General features: G+C 64.5%; 13 protein-coding genes. 6 read left to right on the plus strand and 7 right to left on the minus strand.

All coding sequences use genetic code 11. The annotated features are described in order from the left end of the window. Window positions 1-31 precede the first annotated feature (31 nt). The 3 genes from RHIBR816_RS0105830 (at window position 32) to RHIBR816_RS0105840 (ending at window position 3,029) form a co-directional block, all read left to right on the plus strand. Complete coding sequence (locus RHIBR816_RS0105830; protein ID WP_026186684.1) at window positions 32-1,015, plus strand: SPFH domain-containing protein; 984 nt, start codon at window positions 32-34, stop codon at window positions 1,013-1,015. A 10-nt stretch (window positions 1,016-1,025) separates the two neighbouring features. Further along, the gene (locus RHIBR816_RS0105835; protein ID WP_018235599.1) at window positions 1,026-1,481 is read left to right on the plus strand and encodes an NfeD family protein; all 456 of its coding nucleotides are present in this window, start codon (window positions 1,026-1,028) and stop codon (window positions 1,479-1,481) included. Between the two features lie 105 nt (window positions 1,482-1,586). Beyond that, a complete protein-coding gene (locus tag RHIBR816_RS0105840; protein ID WP_026186685.1) occupies window positions 1,587-3,029 on the plus strand; it encodes an outer membrane beta-barrel protein in 1,443 nt (480 codons plus the stop codon). 36 nt (window positions 3,030-3,065) lie between these two features. Here RHIBR816_RS0105840 and RHIBR816_RS0105845 read toward each other — a convergent pair whose 3' ends face one another. From RHIBR816_RS0105845 to galU, 3 genes are all read right to left on the minus strand, one after another. Then, a complete protein-coding gene (locus RHIBR816_RS0105845) occupies window positions 3,066-3,395 on the minus strand; it encodes a DHCW motif cupin fold protein (protein WP_018235601.1) in 330 nt (109 codons plus the stop codon). Window positions 3,396-3,424: 29 nt separating this feature from the next. Beyond that, window positions 3,425-4,426, minus strand: a complete 1,002-nt coding sequence (locus tag RHIBR816_RS0105850) for a threonine/serine dehydratase (RefSeq protein WP_018235602.1) — start codon at window positions 4,424-4,426, stop codon at window positions 3,425-3,427. Window positions 4,427-4,570: 144 nt separating this feature from the next. Continuing rightward, window positions 4,571-5,458 carry a UTP--glucose-1-phosphate uridylyltransferase GalU gene (gene galU, locus RHIBR816_RS0105855; RefSeq protein WP_018235603.1) on the minus strand — a complete coding sequence of 296 codons (888 nt, stop codon included), beginning with the start codon at window positions 5,456-5,458 and terminating at the stop codon, window positions 4,571-4,573. A gap of 301 nt (window positions 5,459-5,759) precedes the next feature. Between galU and RHIBR816_RS0105860 the strand changes: the two genes are divergently transcribed. Next, window positions 5,760-6,977, plus strand: a complete 1,218-nt coding sequence (locus RHIBR816_RS0105860; RefSeq protein ID WP_018235604.1) for a lytic murein transglycosylase — start codon at window positions 5,760-5,762, stop codon at window positions 6,975-6,977. Window positions 6,978-7,089: 112 nt separating this feature from the next. Next, complete coding sequence (locus tag RHIBR816_RS0105865; protein WP_026186686.1) at window positions 7,090-8,346, plus strand: DUF459 domain-containing protein; 1,257 nt, start codon at window positions 7,090-7,092, stop codon at window positions 8,344-8,346. 268 nt (window positions 8,347-8,614) lie between these two features. On the opposite strand, the gene RHIBR816_RS0105870 is transcribed toward RHIBR816_RS0105865, so the two are convergent. The 3 genes from RHIBR816_RS0105870 to gltB form a co-directional block, all read right to left on the minus strand. Beyond that, window positions 8,615-9,718 carry a transposase gene (locus tag RHIBR816_RS0105870; protein ID WP_026186687.1) on the minus strand — a complete coding sequence of 368 codons (1,104 nt, stop codon included), beginning with the start codon at window positions 9,716-9,718 and terminating at the stop codon, window positions 8,615-8,617. Window positions 9,719-9,859: 141 nt separating this feature from the next. Next, window positions 9,860-11,317: a glutamate synthase subunit beta gene (locus tag RHIBR816_RS0105875; RefSeq protein WP_018235607.1), complete on the minus strand. Its 1,458-nt coding sequence runs from the start codon at window positions 11,315-11,317 to the stop codon at window positions 9,860-9,862. A 100-nt stretch (window positions 11,318-11,417) separates the two neighbouring features. Next, window positions 11,418-16,142, minus strand: coding sequence for a glutamate synthase large subunit (gene gltB / locus RHIBR816_RS0105880; protein ID WP_018235608.1), 4,725 nt, complete (start codon window positions 16,140-16,142; stop codon window positions 11,418-11,420). A gap of 551 nt (window positions 16,143-16,693) precedes the next feature. On the opposite strand from gltB, the gene RHIBR816_RS0105885 reads away from it, so the two are divergent. Continuing rightward, on the plus strand, window positions 16,694-17,740 hold the full coding sequence (locus RHIBR816_RS0105885) for a low specificity L-threonine aldolase (protein ID WP_018235609.1): 1,047 nt from the start codon (window positions 16,694-16,696) through the stop codon (window positions 17,738-17,740). A gap of 75 nt (window positions 17,741-17,815) precedes the next feature. Here RHIBR816_RS0105885 and RHIBR816_RS0105890 read toward each other — a convergent pair whose 3' ends face one another. Continuing rightward, window positions 17,816-18,277, minus strand: a complete 462-nt coding sequence (locus RHIBR816_RS0105890) for an Hsp20 family protein (protein WP_026186688.1) — start codon at window positions 18,275-18,277, stop codon at window positions 17,816-17,818. Window positions 18,278-18,608: the final 331 nt, after the last annotated feature.

An 18,608-nucleotide genomic window follows, 5' to 3' on the forward strand; every position in this document is an offset into this window, starting at 1 on the left:
TCCCAGGAGTTGCAAAGAAGGGGGATTTTCCGTGGGCGGTTTGGATTATGCGGTCATCGCGCTCGTCGTTCTCGTAGTTCTCGTAATTGCCACATGCGTCAAGACAGTCCCGCAGGGTTACAGCTACACGGTCGAGCGCTTCGGCCGATATGTTAAGACCATCGAACCAGGGTTGAACTTCATCCTGCCGCTCGTCGATCGCATCGGCGCGAAGATGAACGTGATGGAGCAGGTCCTCGACGTGCCGACCCAGGAGGTCATCACCAAGGACAATGCCAGCGTGTCGGCCGATGCGGTCGCCTTCTATCAGGTGCTGAACCCCGCCCAGGCAGCCTATCAGGTTTCCAATCTCGAAAACGCCCTCCTCAACCTGACGATGACGAACATCCGCTCGGTCATGGGCTCGATGGATCTCGACGAACTGCTTTCCAACCGCGATACGATCAACGACCGGCTGCTGCGCGTCGTCGACGAGGCTGCCAATCCCTGGGGCATCAAGATCACCCGCGTCGAGATCAAGGACATCGCCCCGCCGACGGACCTCGTCGAGGCAATGGCCCGGCAGATGAAGGCGGAGCGCGAGAAGCGCGCGCAGGTGCTGGAGGCCGAGGGCAGCAGAAACGCCCAGATCCTGCGCGCCGAAGGCGCCAAGCAATCGGCGATTCTCGAGGCCGAGGGCCAGCGGGAAGCGGCCTACCGCGAGGCGGAAGCGCGCGAGCGCCTGGCGGAAGCCGAGGCCAAGGCGACCCGGATGGTCTCCGAGGCGATCGCCGCCGGCGACGTGCAGGCCATCAACTATTTCGTGGCGCAGAAATACACCGAAGCGCTCGCCTCGATCGGCACCGCGAACAACCAGAAGATTGTCCTGATGCCGATGGAGGCATCCTCGCTGATCGGTTCGCTCGGCGGCATCGGCGCGATCGCCAGGGAAGTGTTCGGCGACGGGCAGCCCGTTCCTGCTCGCCCGCGCCAGTCGACGCCGCGCACGGGCCCCGGCTCCAGCGACAACGCGTGAGGCTCGATCCATGATCCAGCGCATCGCCATCGAGCTTGGCCCCTGGAGCTGGTGGGTCCTCGGCCTCGTCCTCCTCACGGCGGAGGTGATGCTGCCAGGGGTCTTCCTGATCTGGATCGGGCTTGCGGCGCTTCTCACCGGCATCCTGTCGCTCATCCTGTGGGACATGGCCTTCTGGATCTGGGAGGTGCAACTCGTCGTCTTCTCGCTGCTTTCGCTCGTCTCGGTCTTCGTCGGGCGGCGTTTCGTCGTCTCGTCTGCGGCAAGCGACCAACCGCTCCTGAACAAGCGCGGCGAGAGCCTTGTCGGCCGCACCGCAGTGCTCGAGCAGCCGATTGCCGAGGGCCGCGGGCGCATTCGCCTCGACGACACCACCTGGGTGGTCGAAGGGCCGGACCTGCCCACCGGCACGCGCGTGCGCATCGTCGCAAGCAACGGAAGGCAACTGACTGTCGAGCCTGCCTGATCCCCAAGCTCGGCTGTCGCCGATTTCCCTTTAAGAAACGATTGCTTAACCACGTGCCTTTACGATTGCGAAACGATTGCAATCAGGTTCGCGGACAGACGGTAGATGGCGCCCAGGTTTTCACGCTCGATCACGGCGGGCGCCTTGCTTGCGAGGAAGCGGGCCCGGCTACTGATGGGCTGTGCGCTTCTCTTCGCCAGTCCGGCGGCCGCGCAAAGCCTCGACGCGGCGCCCGCGACGGGCGCTGCGCTCGCGGGCAGCGCGAGCCAGACCGGCGCCTCCCCGGCGATCATCGATCCCCAGACGACCGCCGCCGTCGCGCCCTCCGACCTTCCACCGGCGCTGGACGAGGATTTCAACCGCCTCAACCGGCGCGAGGAGACGATCGACGGCCTGCGCACGCGTATTGATCCGGATGCCGGTCTGGCGCCCGGCGTCCGGATCGGCAGCTTCGTCCTGAAGCCGGCGCTCAGCGAAACCTTCAACCACGAGCGGCAGAAGACCGGCAGCACGAGCCAGAGCCGAGGCTTTCTCGAGACCGGCCTCAAAGGATCGCTGACATCGGACTGGTCGCGTCACCAGTTGAGCGTGACCGGCGAAGGCGTCCTGCAGAACAACATATCGGGCGAAGGCGAGGAAGAGCCGCGCGCCGACGTCGACGCGGAACTGCGCCTCGATCTCAGCGACGAAACGACGGCCAGACTGAGCGCCGGCTACAGCTTCGAGCGCGAAGATGCCAACGATCCGAACGCCATCGCCAATGCCGAGGAGCAATCGGCCGTCAACACCTACCGGCTGGGCGCTGCAATCGAGCGCGACCTCGGCCTCATTCGCGGCTCGGTCGGGATCGACTTCGAGCGCCAAACCTATGGCGATGTCGAGCTCGATAACGGCACGACCCTGTCGCAGGATGACCGCAACCGCAATACCGGCACGCTCACAGGACGTCTTGGTTACGAGCTGTCGCCGGCGCTGATCCCCTTCCTCGAAGCCTCGGTCGGCAAATCGATCTACGATCTCAGGCGAGATACGCTCGGCTTCGAGCGTTCCTATATGAGCTATGCAGGCCGGGCCGGCATGGAGGCTGACCTCGGCGAGAAGCTCAACGGCGAGCTCGCGCTCGGCTACGAGACGTTTCGCTTTGACGATGACCGGCTGGGCGACTTGAGCGGCCTTTCGGTCGACGGCCGGGTCAACTGGTCGCCGCAGCGCGGCACCGACGTGCTCTTCGGCCTCCTGAGCTATCTCGATCCGTCCACGACGGCGGACAATCCCGGCTCGATCAACTACGAGCTGACGAACATCATCACCCACCGGCTGCGCTCGACGTTGGTCGCGACCCTGTCGAACAGCCTGACGCTGCGCGATTTCCCCTCGGATGCCGCCGCCTCCGACGAGGCCACCTGGCGTACCGGTGCCGGCCTGACCTGGGACATGAGCCGCTATCTCGCGCTGACCGGCGACGTCAGCTACGAGCGCACGAACAGGGACGACGGCCCGTCGAGCGATACGACCCGCGTCGGCGTCGGCCTGACACTGCGGCGCTGAAGCCCGCTCGGTGCACTTTCCCAGCGGCGCCGGCCTTCAGTCGACGATAAAAAGCCTTGCGCCGACCGGTGTGAACGAACGATGCGGCTCGGCATTGTCGGCCACTTGGTAGCTCATGCCGGGGCGCAGAACAAACCGCCTCCCATCCTCCACTTCCGTGTGCAATTCGCCCTCGATGCAATAGAGGATGTGCCCCTTGGAGCACCAGTGGTCGGCGAGGTATCCCGGCGTATACTCGACGACACGAACGCGAATCGGGCCGAAGTGCTGGGTCCGCCAAAAAGCCGCGCCCGTTTCGCCCTTGTGCTCGGTCGCCTCGATGGCCGACCAGTCGGTGGTCCCGAATGGAATGCCGTTCATTTCCATGGCAAGTGCTCCGTGTGGCTGGGATGGAATCAGGCTGCCTGCCGTTGCAGCGCTCGTCGGGCGAGGTCGAGATCGACGTTGCGGCCCGAGACCACAGCCACGACCGTCCTTCCGCTGAGCGACAGCTTGCCGGTCAGGACGGCCGCCAGAGCCACGGCGCCACCGGGTTCGACGCCAAGTCCGAACTCGCTGAAGGCGACGCGCATCGCCGTCAGGGCTTCCTCGTCCGTGGCCGCCAAGGTACCCGCCAGCCTGTTCCTGACGACTTCGAAGGGGATCTCAGCCATGTAGAGACCGCTGATCGCGTCGCAGATCGAACGCCCGCCCGGCGGAAGATTGATTCGCCGACCCGCCGCCAGCGAATTCGCCATCTTTTCGAAGCCGGCCGCCTCCACGCCATACACCCGGGTCCCAGGTGACCTTTGCTCGAGTGCAAGAGCACAGCCGCCGGCCAGGCCACCGCCCGAGCAGGGGACGACAACGTCGTCGATCGTCGCCCCGACCGCCTCCGCCTGGTCCGCGATCTCGAGGCCGACCGTTCCCTGGCCGGCGACGACCCAAAAGTCATCGGCCGGATCGACGAAGACACGTCCTTCGCGATCGGCAATATCGGCCGCCATCTCAGCAATAGTCTGCATCGGCACCTGTACGACCGTGGCGCCGTAGCCCTTGATCCGCTCGACCTTCGCGGCCGGAGCGGTGTCGGGGACCACGACGACTGCCGAGGTACCTATCAGGCTCGCGCAATAGGCAATCGCCAGGCCGTGATTGCCGGAGGACCGAGCCACGACGCCGCGCCCGTACTCGTCTTTCGTCAGCGCCTTCATCCGGTTCGCGGCGCCTCGAAGCTTGAACGAGCCGGTCACTTGCAGGTTCTCGGCCTTGATGAGGAGCCGGCCGCCAAGCTCGCGATTGAGCCAGGGGGATTCGAGCAGCGGCGTCGCGATGCCCATACCGGCAATGCGCCGCCTGGCCGCCTCTATGTCTGCATAGGTTGGCGAGAATCTTGAAAGGGATGCGGCTTCGGCCATTGACGGCGCTCCTTGGCGAGGTTTCGCCTCAATCTGCCGACCGGGGGGATCGGCGCAACTGCAATATTGTATCCGGAGCAATTTTGTCGCGGCTGTCGCAACCAGGCCGCGTCGACGGACGCGGCCTGAGAATTCGAACGAGAACTACTTCAGCGCCTGCAGCAGCGCCTTCAGGGGGCCTTCAACCGTCGGGCGAATATCGGCGCGCTCGAGCGCAAAGGCAACGTTTGCGAGGATGAAGCCGTCCTTCGCACCGCAGTCGAAGGTCTCGCCGCGGAAATGATAGGCGGCGAAGGGCTGCGCCCCGGAAAGCTTCACCATGCCGTCGGTCAGCTGGATCTCGTTGCCGGCGCCGCGTTCCTGGCGCTCGAGAATCGGGAAGATTTCCGGCTGCAGGATGTAGCGGCCGTTGATGAAGAAGTTGGACGGCGCCGTGCCCGGGGCCGGCTTCTCGACCATCTTGGTGATCTTGAAGCCGTCGCCGACCCTGTCGCCGACGCCGACGATCCCGTATTTATGCGCCTGCTCGGGGGCGCATTCCTCGACGGCGATGACATTGCCGCCGCTATGCTCGTAGAGTTCGACCATGCCCTTGAGGCACCCCTTCTCGCCCTTCATGATCATGTCGGGCAGCAGCAGCGCGAAGGGCTCGTTGCCGACGAGATCGCGCGCACACCAGACGGCATGGCCGAGGCCGAGCGGCGCCTGCTGGCGGGTGAAGCTCGTCGTGCCCGCCTTCGGCAGCATGGCTTCGAGCAGCTCGATCTCCATCTTCTTGTTGCGTTCACGCAGCGTCTGGTCGAGCTCGACCTGGATATCGAAATAATCCTCGATGACCGCCTTGCTGCGGCCGGTTACGAAGATCAGATGCTCGATCCCCGCTTCCAGCGCCTCGTCGACGACATATTGGATGACCGGCTTGTCCACCACCGTCAGCATTTCCTTCGGCACCGCCTTGGTGGCGGGCAGGAAACGCGTCCCCAGACCTGCAACGGGGAAGACGGCTTTGCGGACTTTACGCTTGTCGGTCATGAACACCTCCTTGGAGTGGACTTCAGTCTAGCCTGAAACAGGCGAATTGGTTTGGTTTTAGTCGTCATTTGTCATTTTTTGCGAAGGAAGACGACTCGGCAATTTCATGGTAAAGACTTTGTTGACTTCGTTTCTGTAGGCTTCTCCACTGACCCGAAACGGCTGCCGCCGTTCGGCCTCACGAAGGACCGCATGCTGCCCCTCAAGCGGCCCGCTGCGGGCAACATTTGCAAAACCCGGAGTAATCCGTCCGGCATGAACGCCGGCTGAATGCTCCGCCGAGAAACGGAACCGACAGCAGATGATCAGAAACCGCAGGACGTTCTTCCGACATATCGCCGCCGCTCTCGTCGTTGCCGCCGCGCTTGGCCCCTCGGCCGCGCGGGCGGATCAAGGTTTTCAGAACTGGATCAACAATTTCTACGCGACGGCGGCCAAGAGCGGGATCACCCAGGCGACCTACCGCAAGGCCTTCGCCGGCGTGAAGACCCCGGACCCGGCCGTCATCGAGAAAGCCAACTACCAGCCCGAATTCAAGCACAAGATTTGGGAATATATCGACTCCCGTGTCAATCCTTACACAAGGCGCATCGGGCAGGAGATGGCAGCCAAGCACGCACGCACGCTTGATGCGATCGAGCGGCATTTCGGCGTCGACAGGACCATATTGCTGGCGATCTGGTCGATGGAGTCGAACTACGGCGCCGTTCTCCAGAAGGACGACCGGCTGCATTATGTGCCGCGGGCGCTGGCGACCCTTGCCTATGCCGACCCGAAACGGGCGAAATTTGCCAGGACCCAGTTGATTGCGGCATTGAAGATCCTGCAGAGCGGCGACATCACGCCGCGCGAACTGACCGGCTCCTGGGCAGGCGCCATGGGGCACACGCAGTTCATCCCGACGAGCTACCTGCTCTACGCGGTCGACGCCGACGGCAACGGCCATCGCGACATCTGGAATTCGGTTCCCGATGCGCTGGCGACGGCTGCCAACCTCCTCAAGAAGAACGGCTGGCAGGCGGGCGAGACCTGGGGCTACGAGGTCGTGCCGCCGGCCAATGCCGGCAAATATTCGGGCCAGACGAAGACCCTCGGCCAATGGGCAGCGCTCGGCTTCCTCCGTCCGAACGGCAAAGGGTTCCGCAATTCGAAAACCCGTGCCGAACTCAAGCTGCCGGGCGGCGGCAGCGGCCCAGGCTTCCTGATGACCCGCAATTTCTTCGTGATCAAGCGCTACAACGCCTCCGACTCTTACGCCCTCGGCGTCGGTCTTCTCGCCGACCAGGTCGCCGGCTATGCTGGCATGCAGCAGCGCTGGCCGCGGCCCGACGGTTCGCTCGACATCAGCGAGAAATTCGAGCTGCAGAACCGGCTCAAGGAACTCGGCTATTACGACGGCGAGGTGGACGGCAATTTCGGCTCGGGCTCGAAAGCCGCGATCCAGGCCTTCCAGGCGCAGAACGGCCTGGCGCCGGACGGCGAGCCGACGCAGCATCTCCTGCGCGCCCTGCGCAAGTGACCCGCTCTGCGGGCAACCACCCCGGATCACGGGCGATTGTCGATCATTCGATCCCAAATCGTCGTGATTTGGCGTATGGTGAGACCGCCTGCCAGTCGATGGTGAAGTAAGCATGTCGAGAACCAGAGATGCCGGGAAGGGGTCGCTTCTACGCCCGCTCCGTCTAGCGCCAGTCTTCCTGGCTGCGGCTGCGATGCTGGTCACCGGCTTCCTTGCCAGCATGGCCGAGGCGCAGGAGCCCGTTCCGCGTCGCACTCTTTTTCAACGGCTGTTCGGGGGCTTCGCGCCGCAGCGTCGATATCAGGACCCGAGCGCCTACCCTCCGCAACCGAGGCCGCGTCGCATACAGAGGCGGCGGCAGCAGCCGGCCGAGCAGCAGCGGCCGCGCCAGCAACGCTCCAAGCCGCGCGTCGTGGACGCGCCCCCGCCCGCTCCGGTCGTCGAGAAGTCGCCGAACGCGAAAAGGGTCCTGGTCGTCGGCGACTTCGTTGCCGGAAGTCTTGGCGACGGCCTGAAGACTGCGTTCGAAATGACGCCAGGCGTTGTGGTAGAGACACGCGCCAACGGCTCGTCCGGCCTCGTCCGCGACGACTATTTCAATTGGCCGCAGAACCTGCCGGGTTACGTCTCCGAACTCAAACCCTCGGTGATTGTCGTCAGCCTCGGCGCCAATGATCGCCAGATGATGCGGATCGGAGAGACGAAGGAGACGTTCCGCACCGACCTCTGGACGGCGGAATACCGCAAGCGCGTCAACGCGCTCGCGGCACTTGCCCGACAGGACAGTCTGCCGGTTCTCTGGGTCGGCATGCCGCCCTTCCAGTCGACCGCCATGACCGCCGACATGGTCACCTTCAACGGCATCTACCGCGAGGAGGTGGAGAAGGTCGGCGGGCAGTTCATCGACATCTGGGACGGCTTCGTCGACGAAGGCGGCAAGTTCGTGCTGACCGGCTCCGACATCAACGGGCAGCAGGTGCGCCTGCGCGGGTCCGACGGCATCAACCTGACCAAGGCCGGCAAACGCAAGCTCGCCTTCTATGTCGAGAAGGACATCCGCAGGCTGCTCGGCGAGGCGGCCGCCGATGCGAGCGTGCCGGGCGCCGAGGAACTCAAGGATCTCGTGGTCACCGCACCGCTCGCCAACGAGGACATCGTCAAGACGCCGCCGATCGGCGTCACCGATCCGGCACTCGACGGCGCCACCGCACTTCTCGGCGCCGGCGCCCCTGAAAAAGGCACCGGCAAGAGCCCGAGGGACCTGCTCGTTGAAAAGGGCGAGGTTCCGGCGGCGCCCGCCGGTCGCGTCGACGACTTCCGGCTGGCAAAGCCGGCAACCGTCCTCAGCAATCCGCTCTTGCGGAATTGAGTGCGGGTCACTGTTGCCAAGGCAAACCGGAACCGCCGTGCCCTGAAGACCGTATCGGGCATCCTCCAAGATTGTCATCCTCGGGCTTGACCCCATACGCGCTAACTTAGTTGTCGATGCGCAATGGCGCGTCGCCTTCGCGGTGGCTCGCGCAGTCGATGCAGCAACCGGTCGATGGGGATCGCCCGGATAGGCCCGTGCAAGACGGCGATGGCGATGTTGGTGATGGCGATGACGACGAGGCGCCAGATCGGCAAGGTGGATCGCTTCAGGCGGCCAGGGGGAGAAAGTCCGGCGCCTCGGGATCGAGGGCCGGCAGGTCGTCCTCGGCCAACAGGGCGGCCAGCAGGGCGGTGTTGATCCACAGGCGGGCCAGGTCGGCATCCTTTGCGCGGAGGTCTTCCAGTCCCACCAGCGACTTCATGCGTTTGAAGGCCAGCTCGATCTGCCACCGCAGGCGATAGGTCGCGGCGAGCCGGTCCGGCGGCCAATCGTCGGCTGCCAGCGACGTCAGCAGCACCAGATGGCCGGCCATCTCGATGCCGGCCTGGCTCGGTTGGTATTGCGCCTTCGAGGCCGCCCGGCGCGCCGCCCGCCTGGCCTTCTCGGCCGCCTCGGCCGGCAAGGGAAGGATCACCAGCCGCGCCGCCACTTCGGCCTTGGACTTGCCGTCCTGGACCCGCACGGCGCGATCGAGCCCGCCCTTCTCGCCCGCTTCGCGGCAGAGGGTCAGACGATCCAACGGCTGGCCGTTGCCGTCCAGCAGGCGCGGATAGTTCGAAGCGGCGCGGACGAGAAAATCGGCCCCGGCCGCGACCACGTCGCAAAGATCGGTCGCCTTGGCGTGGGCACGGTCGGCGATGCGAAGCTCGCCGGCCTTGGCGCCGCGCGACAGCCGCTCCGCCTCACGGCGGTCACTGACCTGCACCGAACAGAGCTGCAGCCGCGACAGGTCGAACACCGTGTGCACCAGCCAATAGTCCCGCTTCGGCCCGGGCGGTGCCACAGCCGTAGCGTCAACCGCCATCAGCCGCAGTTCGCCGGCGACGCCGGTCAACGCCTCGGGGCAGCGCGCGGCAAGCAGCTCCGCAACCAAGCCGCCCACCCAATCGGCGCTGCCCTTCAGACGCTTGAGCATCGCCACGTCGGACATCGACGCCAGCGCCCGCTGCTCGGCCCAGGCCGCCAGGGTCCGCAGCGAAAACCCGCCCAGCACATAGGCAAAGCATAACCGCAACAGGTCGACTGCCCCGCCCACCTGCCGCTTGCGAAGCAGCGCGCCCGCCTCCCGCGCGCTCGCCTCCAACGCTTCCGCCGAGCCCAGTCGTCCGACCAGCTCGTCCCAATCCAGCGCTTGCAATGATTCGCTCATCACCACGGTGAATCATCTAAATCCATCACCGTCAAGACTAAGTTAGCGCATATGGGGTCAAGCCCGAGGATGACAACCGTTGAAGGAGGCGTGCCCAGCAGAGGCTCCGTGGGACACCACGCACAAAGCACTTAACGCCGGCTACCGCGGCAGCAGCGTCGATCCCATCAAGGCTTCGTCGATCGCGCGCGCCGCCTGGCGGCCCTCACGGATCGCCCAGACGACCAGCGACTGGCCGCGGCGGACGTCGCCGGCCGTCCAGAGCTTGTCGACCGAGGTCCTGTAGTCCCGCTCGTTGGCGATGACGTTGGTCGAGCCGCGACGGTCGGTGTTAAGCGACAGCCTGTCGCCGAGGTCCTTGAGCACGCTGTTGGTGAAGGGGCCGCGGAAGCCGATGGCGATGAAGGCCAGGTCCGCCTTGATGATGAACTCGGTACCGGCAATCGGCTTGCGCCGGTCGTCGACCTGGCAGCACTTGACGCCCGTCAGGTTGCCGTCCTCGTCGCCGATGAATTCGAGCGTGGCGACCTGGAACTCGCGAACGGCACCCTCGGCCTGGCTCGACGAGGTGCGCATCTTCGTCGCCCAGAACGGCCAGACGGCAAGCTTGTCCTCCTTCTCCGGCGGCTGCGGGCGGATGTCGAGCTGCGTCACCTTGACGGCACCCTGGCGGAAAGCCGTGCCCACGCAGTCGGACGCCGTGTCGCCGCCGCCGACTACCACCACATGCTTGGCGCCGGCAACAATCGGCTCGGACGGCCAGCCGACGCTGTCGATGTTCTCGCGGCCGAGGCGGCGGTTCTGCTGAACCAGATAGGGCATCGCATCGTGCACGCCGATGAACTCGACGCCCGGAATTCCGGCATCGCGCGGGGTCTCGGATCCACCGCAATAGAGCACGGCATCATTGTCGTCGAGAAGCGTCTGGACCGCCAGGTCGACGCCGACATTGACGCCGCAATGGAAGGTCACGCCTTCGCCCTTCATCTGCTCGACACGCCGGTCGATGAAGTTCTTCTCCATCTTGAAATCCGGGATACCGTAGCGCAGCAGGCCGCCGGGCTTCGACTCGCGCTCGTAGACATGCACCTCGTGGCCGGCGCGGGCGAGCTGCTGGGCGGCTGCCATGCCGGCAGGGCCGGAACCGATGATCGCGACCTTCCTGCCGGTCTTGGTCACGGCCGGCTGCGGCACGATGTAGCCCATCTCATAGGCCTTGTCGGCGATCGCCTGCTCGACGGTCTTGATCGCCACCGGCACGTCTTCGAGGTTCAGCGTACAGGCTTCCTCGCAGGGTGCCGGGCAGACGCGGCCGGTGAATTCCGGGAAGTTGTTGGTCGAATGCAGGTTGCGGATCGCCTCGTCCCAGTTGCCGTTATAGACGAGGTCGTTCCAGTCCGGGATCTGGTTGTGCACCGGACACCCGGTCGGCCCATGGCAGTATGGAATGCCGCAGTCCATGCAGCGAGCGGCCTGCTTCTGCACTTCCTGGTCGGACATCGGAATGGTGAATTCGCGGAAATGGCGAATGCGGTCGGATGCCGGCTGGTACTTCGCCACCTGCCGGTCGATCTCGAGAAACCCTGTAACCTTGCCCATCTTACGATCCTGATATCTTCAAATCTCGAACAGGCGCCCTGAGGCGCGTGGTGGCCCCCGTCACCAGGAACGGTTCGGGGGCCGCAGTCACAGGGGCCGGTTACTCGGCCGCCACCGCTATTTTCATGCGCTCCATGTCCTCGAGCGCGCGGCGGTATTCGACCGGCATGACCTTGCGGAATTTCGGCCGGTAGTCCGCCCAGTGTTCGAGGATCTCCTTGGCGCGCGGCGAGCCCGTGAAGTGCAGGTGGTTGGAGATCAGCTGGTAAAGCCGCTCCTCGTCGTGACGCGTCATGTCGCCCGAGACGTCCACCCGTCCCTTGTACATGAGGTCGCCGCCGTGATGGTGCAGCTTCTCCAGCATGTCGTCCTCCTCCGGCACCGGCTGCAGCTCGACCATGGCCATGTTGCAGCGGCGGGCGAAGTCGCCCTCCTCGTCGAGAACATAGGCGACACCGCCGGACATGCCGGCCGCGAAATTGCGCCCCGTGCTGCCGAGCACGACGACGACACCGCCCGTCATGTATTCGCAGCCGTGGTCGCCGACACCCTCGACGACCGCCACGGCGCCCGAGTTGCGCACCGCGAAGCGTTCGCCGGCGACGCCGTTGAAGTAGCACTCGCCCGAGATCGCCCCGTAGAGCACGGTGTTGCCGACGATGATCGACTGGTGCGGCACGATCTTCGCGTTTTCCGGCGGCCGGACGATGATGCGCCCGCCCGAAAGCCCCTTGCCGACATAGTCGTTGCCGTCACCGACGAGGTCGAAGGTGACGCCGCGTGCCAGGAACGCGCCGAAGGACTGGCCCGCCGTGCCCTTGAGGGTGACGTGGATCGTGTCGTCCTTCAGGCCCTTATGGCCCCAACGCTTGGCAAGCGCACCGGAAAGCATCGCGCCGGCCGAACGGTCGACGTTCTTGATCTCCGCCTCGAAGGCGACCGGCACCTTGGTTTCGAGCGCCAGCTTGGCTTTCTCGATCAACCGGCGATCGAGAATGTCGTCGATCGGATGGTTCTGGCGGGTCGTCCAGTAGGTCGCTTCCTTCGGCGCGTCCACCTTGTGGAAGATCTTCGAGAAGTCGAGGCCTCTCGCCTTCCAATGCTCGATCATCCGGTCGCGCTCGAGCAGTTCCGAGGCGCCGATGATGTCGTCGAGCTTGCTGACCCCCAGCGAAGCGAGAATTTCCCGCACCTCCTCGGCCACGAAGAAGAAGTAGTTGATGACGTGTTCCGGCGTGCCCTTGAAGCGCTTGCGGAGCACCGGATCCTGGGTGGCGACGCCGACCGGACAGGTGTTCAGATGGCACTTGCGCATCATAATGCAACCGGCCGCGATCAGCGGCGCGGTGGCGAAGCCGAACTCGTCCGCACCGAGCAGGGCGCCGATGACGACGTCGCGGCCGGTCTTCAGGCCGCCGTCGACCTGAAGGGCGACGCGCGAGCGCAAGCCGTTCAACACCAGTGTCTGCTGGGTCTCGGCAAGGCCGATTTCCCAAGGACTGCCGGCGTGCTTCAGCGAGGTGAGCGGCGAGGCGCCGGTGCCGCCGTCGAAGCCTGCGATGGTGATGTGGTCGGCGCGCGCCTTGGCGACACCGGCCGCGACCGTGCCGACGCCGACTTCCGACACCAGCTTGACCGAGACATCGGCTTCCGGGTTGACGTTCTTCAGATCGTAGATCAGCTGCGCCAGGTCTTCGATCGAGTAGATGTCGTGATGCGGCGGCGGCGAGATGAGGCCGACGCCCGGCGTCGAATGCCGCGTCTTGGCGACGGTCGCATCCACCTTGTGACCGGGCAGCTGGCCGCCCTCGCCGGGCTTCGCACCTTGCGCCACCTTGATTTGCAGCACATCGGCATTGACCAGATATTCGGTGGTGACGCCGAAGCGGCCAGAGGCGATCTGCTTGATCGCCGAGCGCTCCGGATTCATCGAGCCGTCCGGCAGCGGCAGGTAGCGATCGCTTTCCTCGCCGCCCTCGCCGGTGTTCGACTTGCCGCCGATCCGGTTCATCGCCTTGGCGAGCGTCGTATGCGCCTCGCGGCTGATCGAGCCGAAGGACATGGCGCCGGTCGAGAAGCGCTTGACGAGCTCGGCCGCCGGCTCGACCTCATCGATCGAGATCGGCTTGCGGCCAACGGCCTCGGCGCTCTTGATGGTGAAGAGCCCGCGGATCGTGTTCATGCGCAGCGCCGACTCGTTCACCATCTCAGCGAACTCCCGGTAGCGGTCCTCGGCATTGCCGCGCACAGCATGCTGAAGCGAGGCAATGGCATCCGGTGTCCAGGCATGGCTCTCGCCACGCATGCGGAAGGCGTATTCGCCGCCGATGTCGAGGGTGTTGGCGAGCACCGGATCGACGCCGAAGGCACCCTTGTGACGGGCCACTGTCTCGGCCGCGATCTCCTCGAGGCCGATGCCTTCGATCGTTGTCGCCGTGCCGAAGAAATACTTGTCGACCAGCTTCGACGACAGGCCGACCGCGTCGAAGATCTGCGCGCCGCAATAGGACTGATAGGTGGAAATGCCCATCTTGGACATGACCTTGAGGATGCCCTTGCCGACCGCCTTGATGTAGCGGTAGACGACCTCGCTGGCATCGACCTCCTTCGGGAACTCGCCGCGCTTGTGCATATCGACGAGCGTGTCGAAGGCAAGATAGGGGTTGATCGCCTCGGCTCCGAAACCGGCGAGCAGGCAGAAGTGATGCACTTCGCGCGGTTCGCCGGATTCCAGCACGATGCCGACCGAGGTGCGCAGGCCCTTGCGGATCAGGTGGTGGTGCACGGCCGCAGTGGCAAGCAGCGCCGGGATCGCGACGCGGTCCGGGCCGACCTGCCGGTCGGAGAGCACGATGATGTTGTAGCCGCCCTTCACCGCCGCTTCGGCCCGCTCGCAGAGCCGGTCGAGCATTTCGGGCATGCCTTCGTCACCGCGCGAGATGTCATAGGTGAAATCGAGCGTCTTCGTGTCGAAGCGGTCTTCCGTGTGGCCGATCGACCGGATCTTCTCGAGGTCGCCATTGGTCAGGATCGGCTGGCGGACTTCCAGCCGCTTGGCATGCGCCATGCCGGCGTGGTCGAGGATGTTCGGCCGCGGACCGATGAACGAGACGAGGCTCATCACCAGTTCCTCGCGGATCGGGTCGATCGGGGGGTTGGTGACCTGGGCGAAGTTCTGCTTGAAATAGGTGTAGAGCAGCTTCGGCTTGTCCGACATCGCCGAGATCGGCGTATCGGTGCCCATCGAGCCGATCGCTTCCTGGCCGGTGGTTGCCATCGGCGACATCAAGAGCTTCGTGTCTTCCTGGCTGTAGCCGAAGGCCTGCTGGCGGTCGACCAGCGACACGTCGCGGCGCAGCGCCCTCGGCTCGACCGGCTTCAGGTCTTCGAGGATAAGCTGCGTATCGTCGAGCCACCGGCGGTAGGGATGCTTGCCGGCGAGCGACGACTTCACCTCCTCGTCGGAGATGATGCGGCCCTCCTCCATGTCGATCAGCAGCATCTTGCCCGGCTGCAGGCGCCATTTCTTGACGATCTTGTCTTCAGAGACCGGCAGCACGCCGGCTTCCGACGCCATGATGACGCGATCGTCGCTGGTGACGATGTAACGCGCCGGGCGCAGACCGTTGCGGTCGAGCGTGGCGCCGATCTGGCGACCATCGGTGAAGGCGACCGCCGCCGGTCCATCCCACGGCTCCATGAGTGCGGCGTGATATTCGTAGAACGCCTTGCGTTCCGGCGACATCAGCTGGTTGCCGGCCCAGGCTTCCGGGATCAGCATCATCACCGCATGCGAGAGCGAATAGCCGCCCTGCACCAGGAACTCGAGCGCGTTGTCGAAACAGGCCGTATCCGACTGGCCCTCGTAGGAGATCGGCCAGAGCTTGGAGATGTCGTCGCCGAAGAGCGGCGAGGACACCGACGCCTGGCGCGCCGCCATCCAGTTGACGTTGCCGCGCAGCGTGTTGATTTCGCCGTTATGCGCGACCATGCGGTAGGGATGCGCCAGCTTCCAGGACGGGAAGGTGTTGGTCGAGAAGCGCTGGTGCACCAGCGCCACCGCGGACTGGAAGCGCTCGTCGGCGAGGTCCTTGTAGTAGGCGCCGACCTGATAGGCGAGGAACATGCCCTTGTAGACGATCGTCGAGGTCGACAGCGACACGACGTAGAAGCCGAGATCGCCGCCGTCCGCCTCCGCATAGATGCGGTTGGAGATCACCTTGCGCAGCGTGAACAGCCGCCGCTCGAATTCCGCATTGGTGGCAGCGTCGCGGCCGGCACCGATGAAGACCTGCACGTGGTGCGGCTCGGTGGCGGCGATGTCGGGCGCCTTGGAGAGCGACGAATTGTCGACCGGAACGTCGCGGAAGCCGAGCAGATGCTGCCCTTCCTCGGCAACCACCTCGCTGATCACCTCCTTGAAATGAGCGATCAGCTTTTTATCGCGCGGCATGAAGAGATAGCCGACGGCATATTCGCCGGCCTTCGGCAGGGTGACCCCCTCTTTCGCCATCTCCTCCCGGAAGAAGCGATCGGGGATCTGCACGAGAATGCCCGCGCCGTCGCCCATCAGCGGGTCGGCGCCGACCGCACCGCGATGCGTCAGGTTTTCGAGCATGAAGAGGCCGTCGCGCACGATCTGATGCGACTTCTCACCCTTCATATGCGCGACGAAACCGACGCCGCAGGCGTCATGTTCGTTGCGCGGATCGTAGAGGCCCTGTTTTCGCGGCAAACCGGAGGGGAATGCGGGCGTTTTCACAGCCGTCGCAGCATTCTGTGCGAGGTTGAGCCCAATCTGTTGTGATGGCGAATGATCCGTCATCGTCTTCCCTCCTGTTGACCCGGGATTCCGGGCATACCGCGGCCCACGCGCCTGTCGCCGTCCTGCGTTTTCGCATTGCGGCAAGCCGGGGCATTATCGTCGCATGATCCTGATCAGGTCGCAAATGAAGCGCTGCTCATCAGGCACGAATGTCCGCGACCATCGTGATGGCAGGCGATAACAGCCGAATGAAATCCGGCGAAACCCCTTGCGCTCCCCGCCGGCTGCCGCTTTTCGCTGGCCTTCCGGCGATTGTTCCGGTCCCTAGACCGAAATAGGACAGCAAACCTGTCCTATTTCATGCGCTCTATGCCAGAAAGTGCCGCCATCTGCAAGGGGCGCGTCGCAAATAGTACAGAAGATTTTGCCGAACATTGCCGAAAATTTCGCAGTTTTGAAATTTAATTACGCATCCTGGCGCGTTTCTTCACTTTGGTTTCAAACTGGTCTGATGTTGGCCTTGGCACGCAGCAAGGCATTGCCTGCCGGACGGAGTCGGCTATGGTCTCGCCGCAGCGACCGCAGGGTCGAAAGAATGAGGTGATTTGCCAATGATCTTTGCCTCCGACAACTGGGCTGGCGCCCATCCGGCCGTTTCCGAAAACCTCGCCGCCCATGCGCATGGCTATGTCTCCGCCTACGGCACGAGCGATCTCGATCGGCAGGTGGAAAAACGCCTGTCGGAGATATTCGAAAGGGACGTCGCGGTATTTTTCCTCGGCACCGGAACGGCAGCCAATTCGCTTGCGCTGGCGAGCGCCAACCGGCCCGGCGGCGTCGTCTTCTGCCACCGCGAAGCGCATGTGAATGTCGATGAATGCGGTGCGCCGGAGTTTTACTCGCATGGCGCACGGCTGAGCCCGGTCGACGGCGAGCACGGCAAGATGGAGGCGGCACGGCTCGAGGCGGAGATCCGCCGGTTTCCGCCGGAATTCGTGCACGGCGGCCAGCCGATGGCGGTGACGCTGACGCAGGCGACCGAGAGCGGCACCGTCTATTCGCTTCCGGAGATCGAGGCGATCGCCGCGATCGCCAAATCCCACAGGCTGCCGCTGCACATGGACGGCGCGCGCTTTGCCAACGCCCTCGTCAGCCTCGACGCGACACCGGCGGAAATGACCTGGAAGCGCGGCGTCGACCTCCTGTCCTTCGGCGGCACCAAGAACGGCTGCTGGTGCGCGGAGGCCCTCATCCTCTTCGACCTCTCCAAGGCGCACGACATGCACTTCCTGCGCAAGCGCGCGGCCCAGCTCTTCTCCAAGTCGCGCTTCATCGCCGCCCAGTTCGAGGCCTATCTCGCCGGCGACCTGTGGCTCGACCTCGCCCGCCATGCCAACGCCATGGCCCGCCGCCTGGCGGAGGGAATTTCCGCTTTGGCCGACAGCCGGCTGGCGTGGACACCGGACGCCAACGAGGTCTTCGTGATCCTGAAACGCGGTGCCGCCGCGCGGCTGCAGCAGCAAGGGGCGGTCTTCTACGACTGGCACGTGCCGCACCATCTCGCCGGCAGCCTCGCCGAGGATGAAGGCCTCTACCGGCTCGTCACGAGCTTTGCGACGAAACCTGAGGACGTCGACCAATTCCTCGCCGGCTGCTGACCGCTGCCAAGGCAGAAATGTTCATGAAAAAACGGCGCCCGGAGGGCGCCGTTTCTCAAAGGCTTGATCGTCGTATTAGGCGCTCTGCGCCTCGATCTGCTTCGGCTGAGACGAGATCGACGTAATCGCGATGCGGCGCGGCTTGGCTGCTTCCGGAATTTCGCGCACGAGATCGACATGAAGCAGGCCATTTTTCAGCGAGGCGGCTCTGATCTCGACATGGTCGGCCAGCTGGAAGCGGCGCTCGAAGGCGCGCTTGGCAATGCCGCGATGGAGAAACTGGCTCTCCTCACCCTTCTCCTCGCTCTTTTCGCCCTTGATTGTCAGCGTGTTTTCACGCGCTTCGACAGAAAGCTCGGTCTCGTCGAAGCCGGCAACGGCCATGGTGATGCGATAGGCGTTTTCGCCGGTCCGCTCGATGTTGTAGGGCGGATAGGTCTGCGCCTGATCGGGCTGACCAAGGCTGTCGAGCATGGTGAACAGGCGATCGAAGCCGACGGTGGAGCGGTAAAGGGGGGAAAAATCAACGTGACGCATGGTGTCCTCCTTCAAGAGCAACGGTTTGCGATGTCTGGCCTGCCACCCCTTTTTGGCTGTGGCGCGACCGGTGAGCGGACCCGTCTTCGGCGTCCGCAGCCAAGACATGGGAACGCCATCGCCTGAGTTCAAGGGTCGCCCGAGTTCAAAGGTTCGCCTAGCGGCGCCCGACCTTTGGTGAACGATACATGAACGGCGGGTTCGGCCGCCGTTCAGCCAAGCAGGACTAAAAGAGGCACACTGGGCGAAGCGCCCAGGGCTGAAGTGACATGTCCCTTCCCCTTCAGCGGCCGGAAGCGGTGATCGTCCGGATTTCATCCACCGCTTCCGG

Source organism: Ensifer sp. BR816, assembly GCF_000378985.1.
In the GTDB taxonomy this organism is placed as follows: domain Bacteria; phylum Pseudomonadota; class Alphaproteobacteria; order Rhizobiales; family Rhizobiaceae; genus Sinorhizobium.

Excerpts from the sequence above, each read along its gene's own strand:
- galU (WP_018235603.1), bottom strand. The coding sequence starts at position 5,458 with ATGACCGACAAGCGTAAAGTCCGCAAAGCCGTCTTCCCCGTTGCAGGT.
- RHIBR816_RS0105850 (WP_018235602.1), bottom strand. The coding sequence starts at position 4,426 with ATGGCCGAAGCCGCATCCCTTTCAAGATTCTCGCCAACCTATGCAGAC.
- RHIBR816_RS0105840 (WP_026186685.1), top strand. The coding sequence starts at position 1,587 with ATGGCGCCCAGGTTTTCACGCTCGATCACGGCGGGCGCCTTGCTTGCG.
- RHIBR816_RS0105885 (WP_018235609.1), top strand. The coding sequence starts at position 16,694 with ATGATCTTTGCCTCCGACAACTGGGCTGGCGCCCATCCGGCCGTTTCC.
- RHIBR816_RS0105860 (WP_018235604.1), top strand. The coding sequence starts at position 5,760 with ATGATCAGAAACCGCAGGACGTTCTTCCGACATATCGCCGCCGCTCTC.
- RHIBR816_RS0105875 (WP_018235607.1), bottom strand. The coding sequence starts at position 11,317 with ATGGGCAAGGTTACAGGGTTTCTCGAGATCGACCGGCAGGTGGCGAAG.
- RHIBR816_RS0105890 (WP_026186688.1), bottom strand. The coding sequence starts at position 18,277 with ATGCGTCACGTTGATTTTTCCCCCCTTTACCGCTCCACCGTCGGCTTC.
- RHIBR816_RS0105845 (WP_018235601.1), bottom strand. The coding sequence starts at position 3,395 with ATGGAAATGAACGGCATTCCATTCGGGACCACCGACTGGTCGGCCATC.
- RHIBR816_RS0105835 (WP_018235599.1), top strand. The coding sequence starts at position 1,026 with ATGATCCAGCGCATCGCCATCGAGCTTGGCCCCTGGAGCTGGTGGGTC.
- gltB (WP_018235608.1), bottom strand. The coding sequence starts at position 16,142 with ATGACGGATCATTCGCCATCACAACAGATTGGGCTCAACCTCGCACAG.
- RHIBR816_RS0105865 (WP_026186686.1), top strand. The coding sequence starts at position 7,090 with ATGTCGAGAACCAGAGATGCCGGGAAGGGGTCGCTTCTACGCCCGCTC.
- RHIBR816_RS0105870 (WP_026186687.1), bottom strand. The coding sequence starts at position 9,718 with ATGAGCGAATCATTGCAAGCGCTGGATTGGGACGAGCTGGTCGGACGA.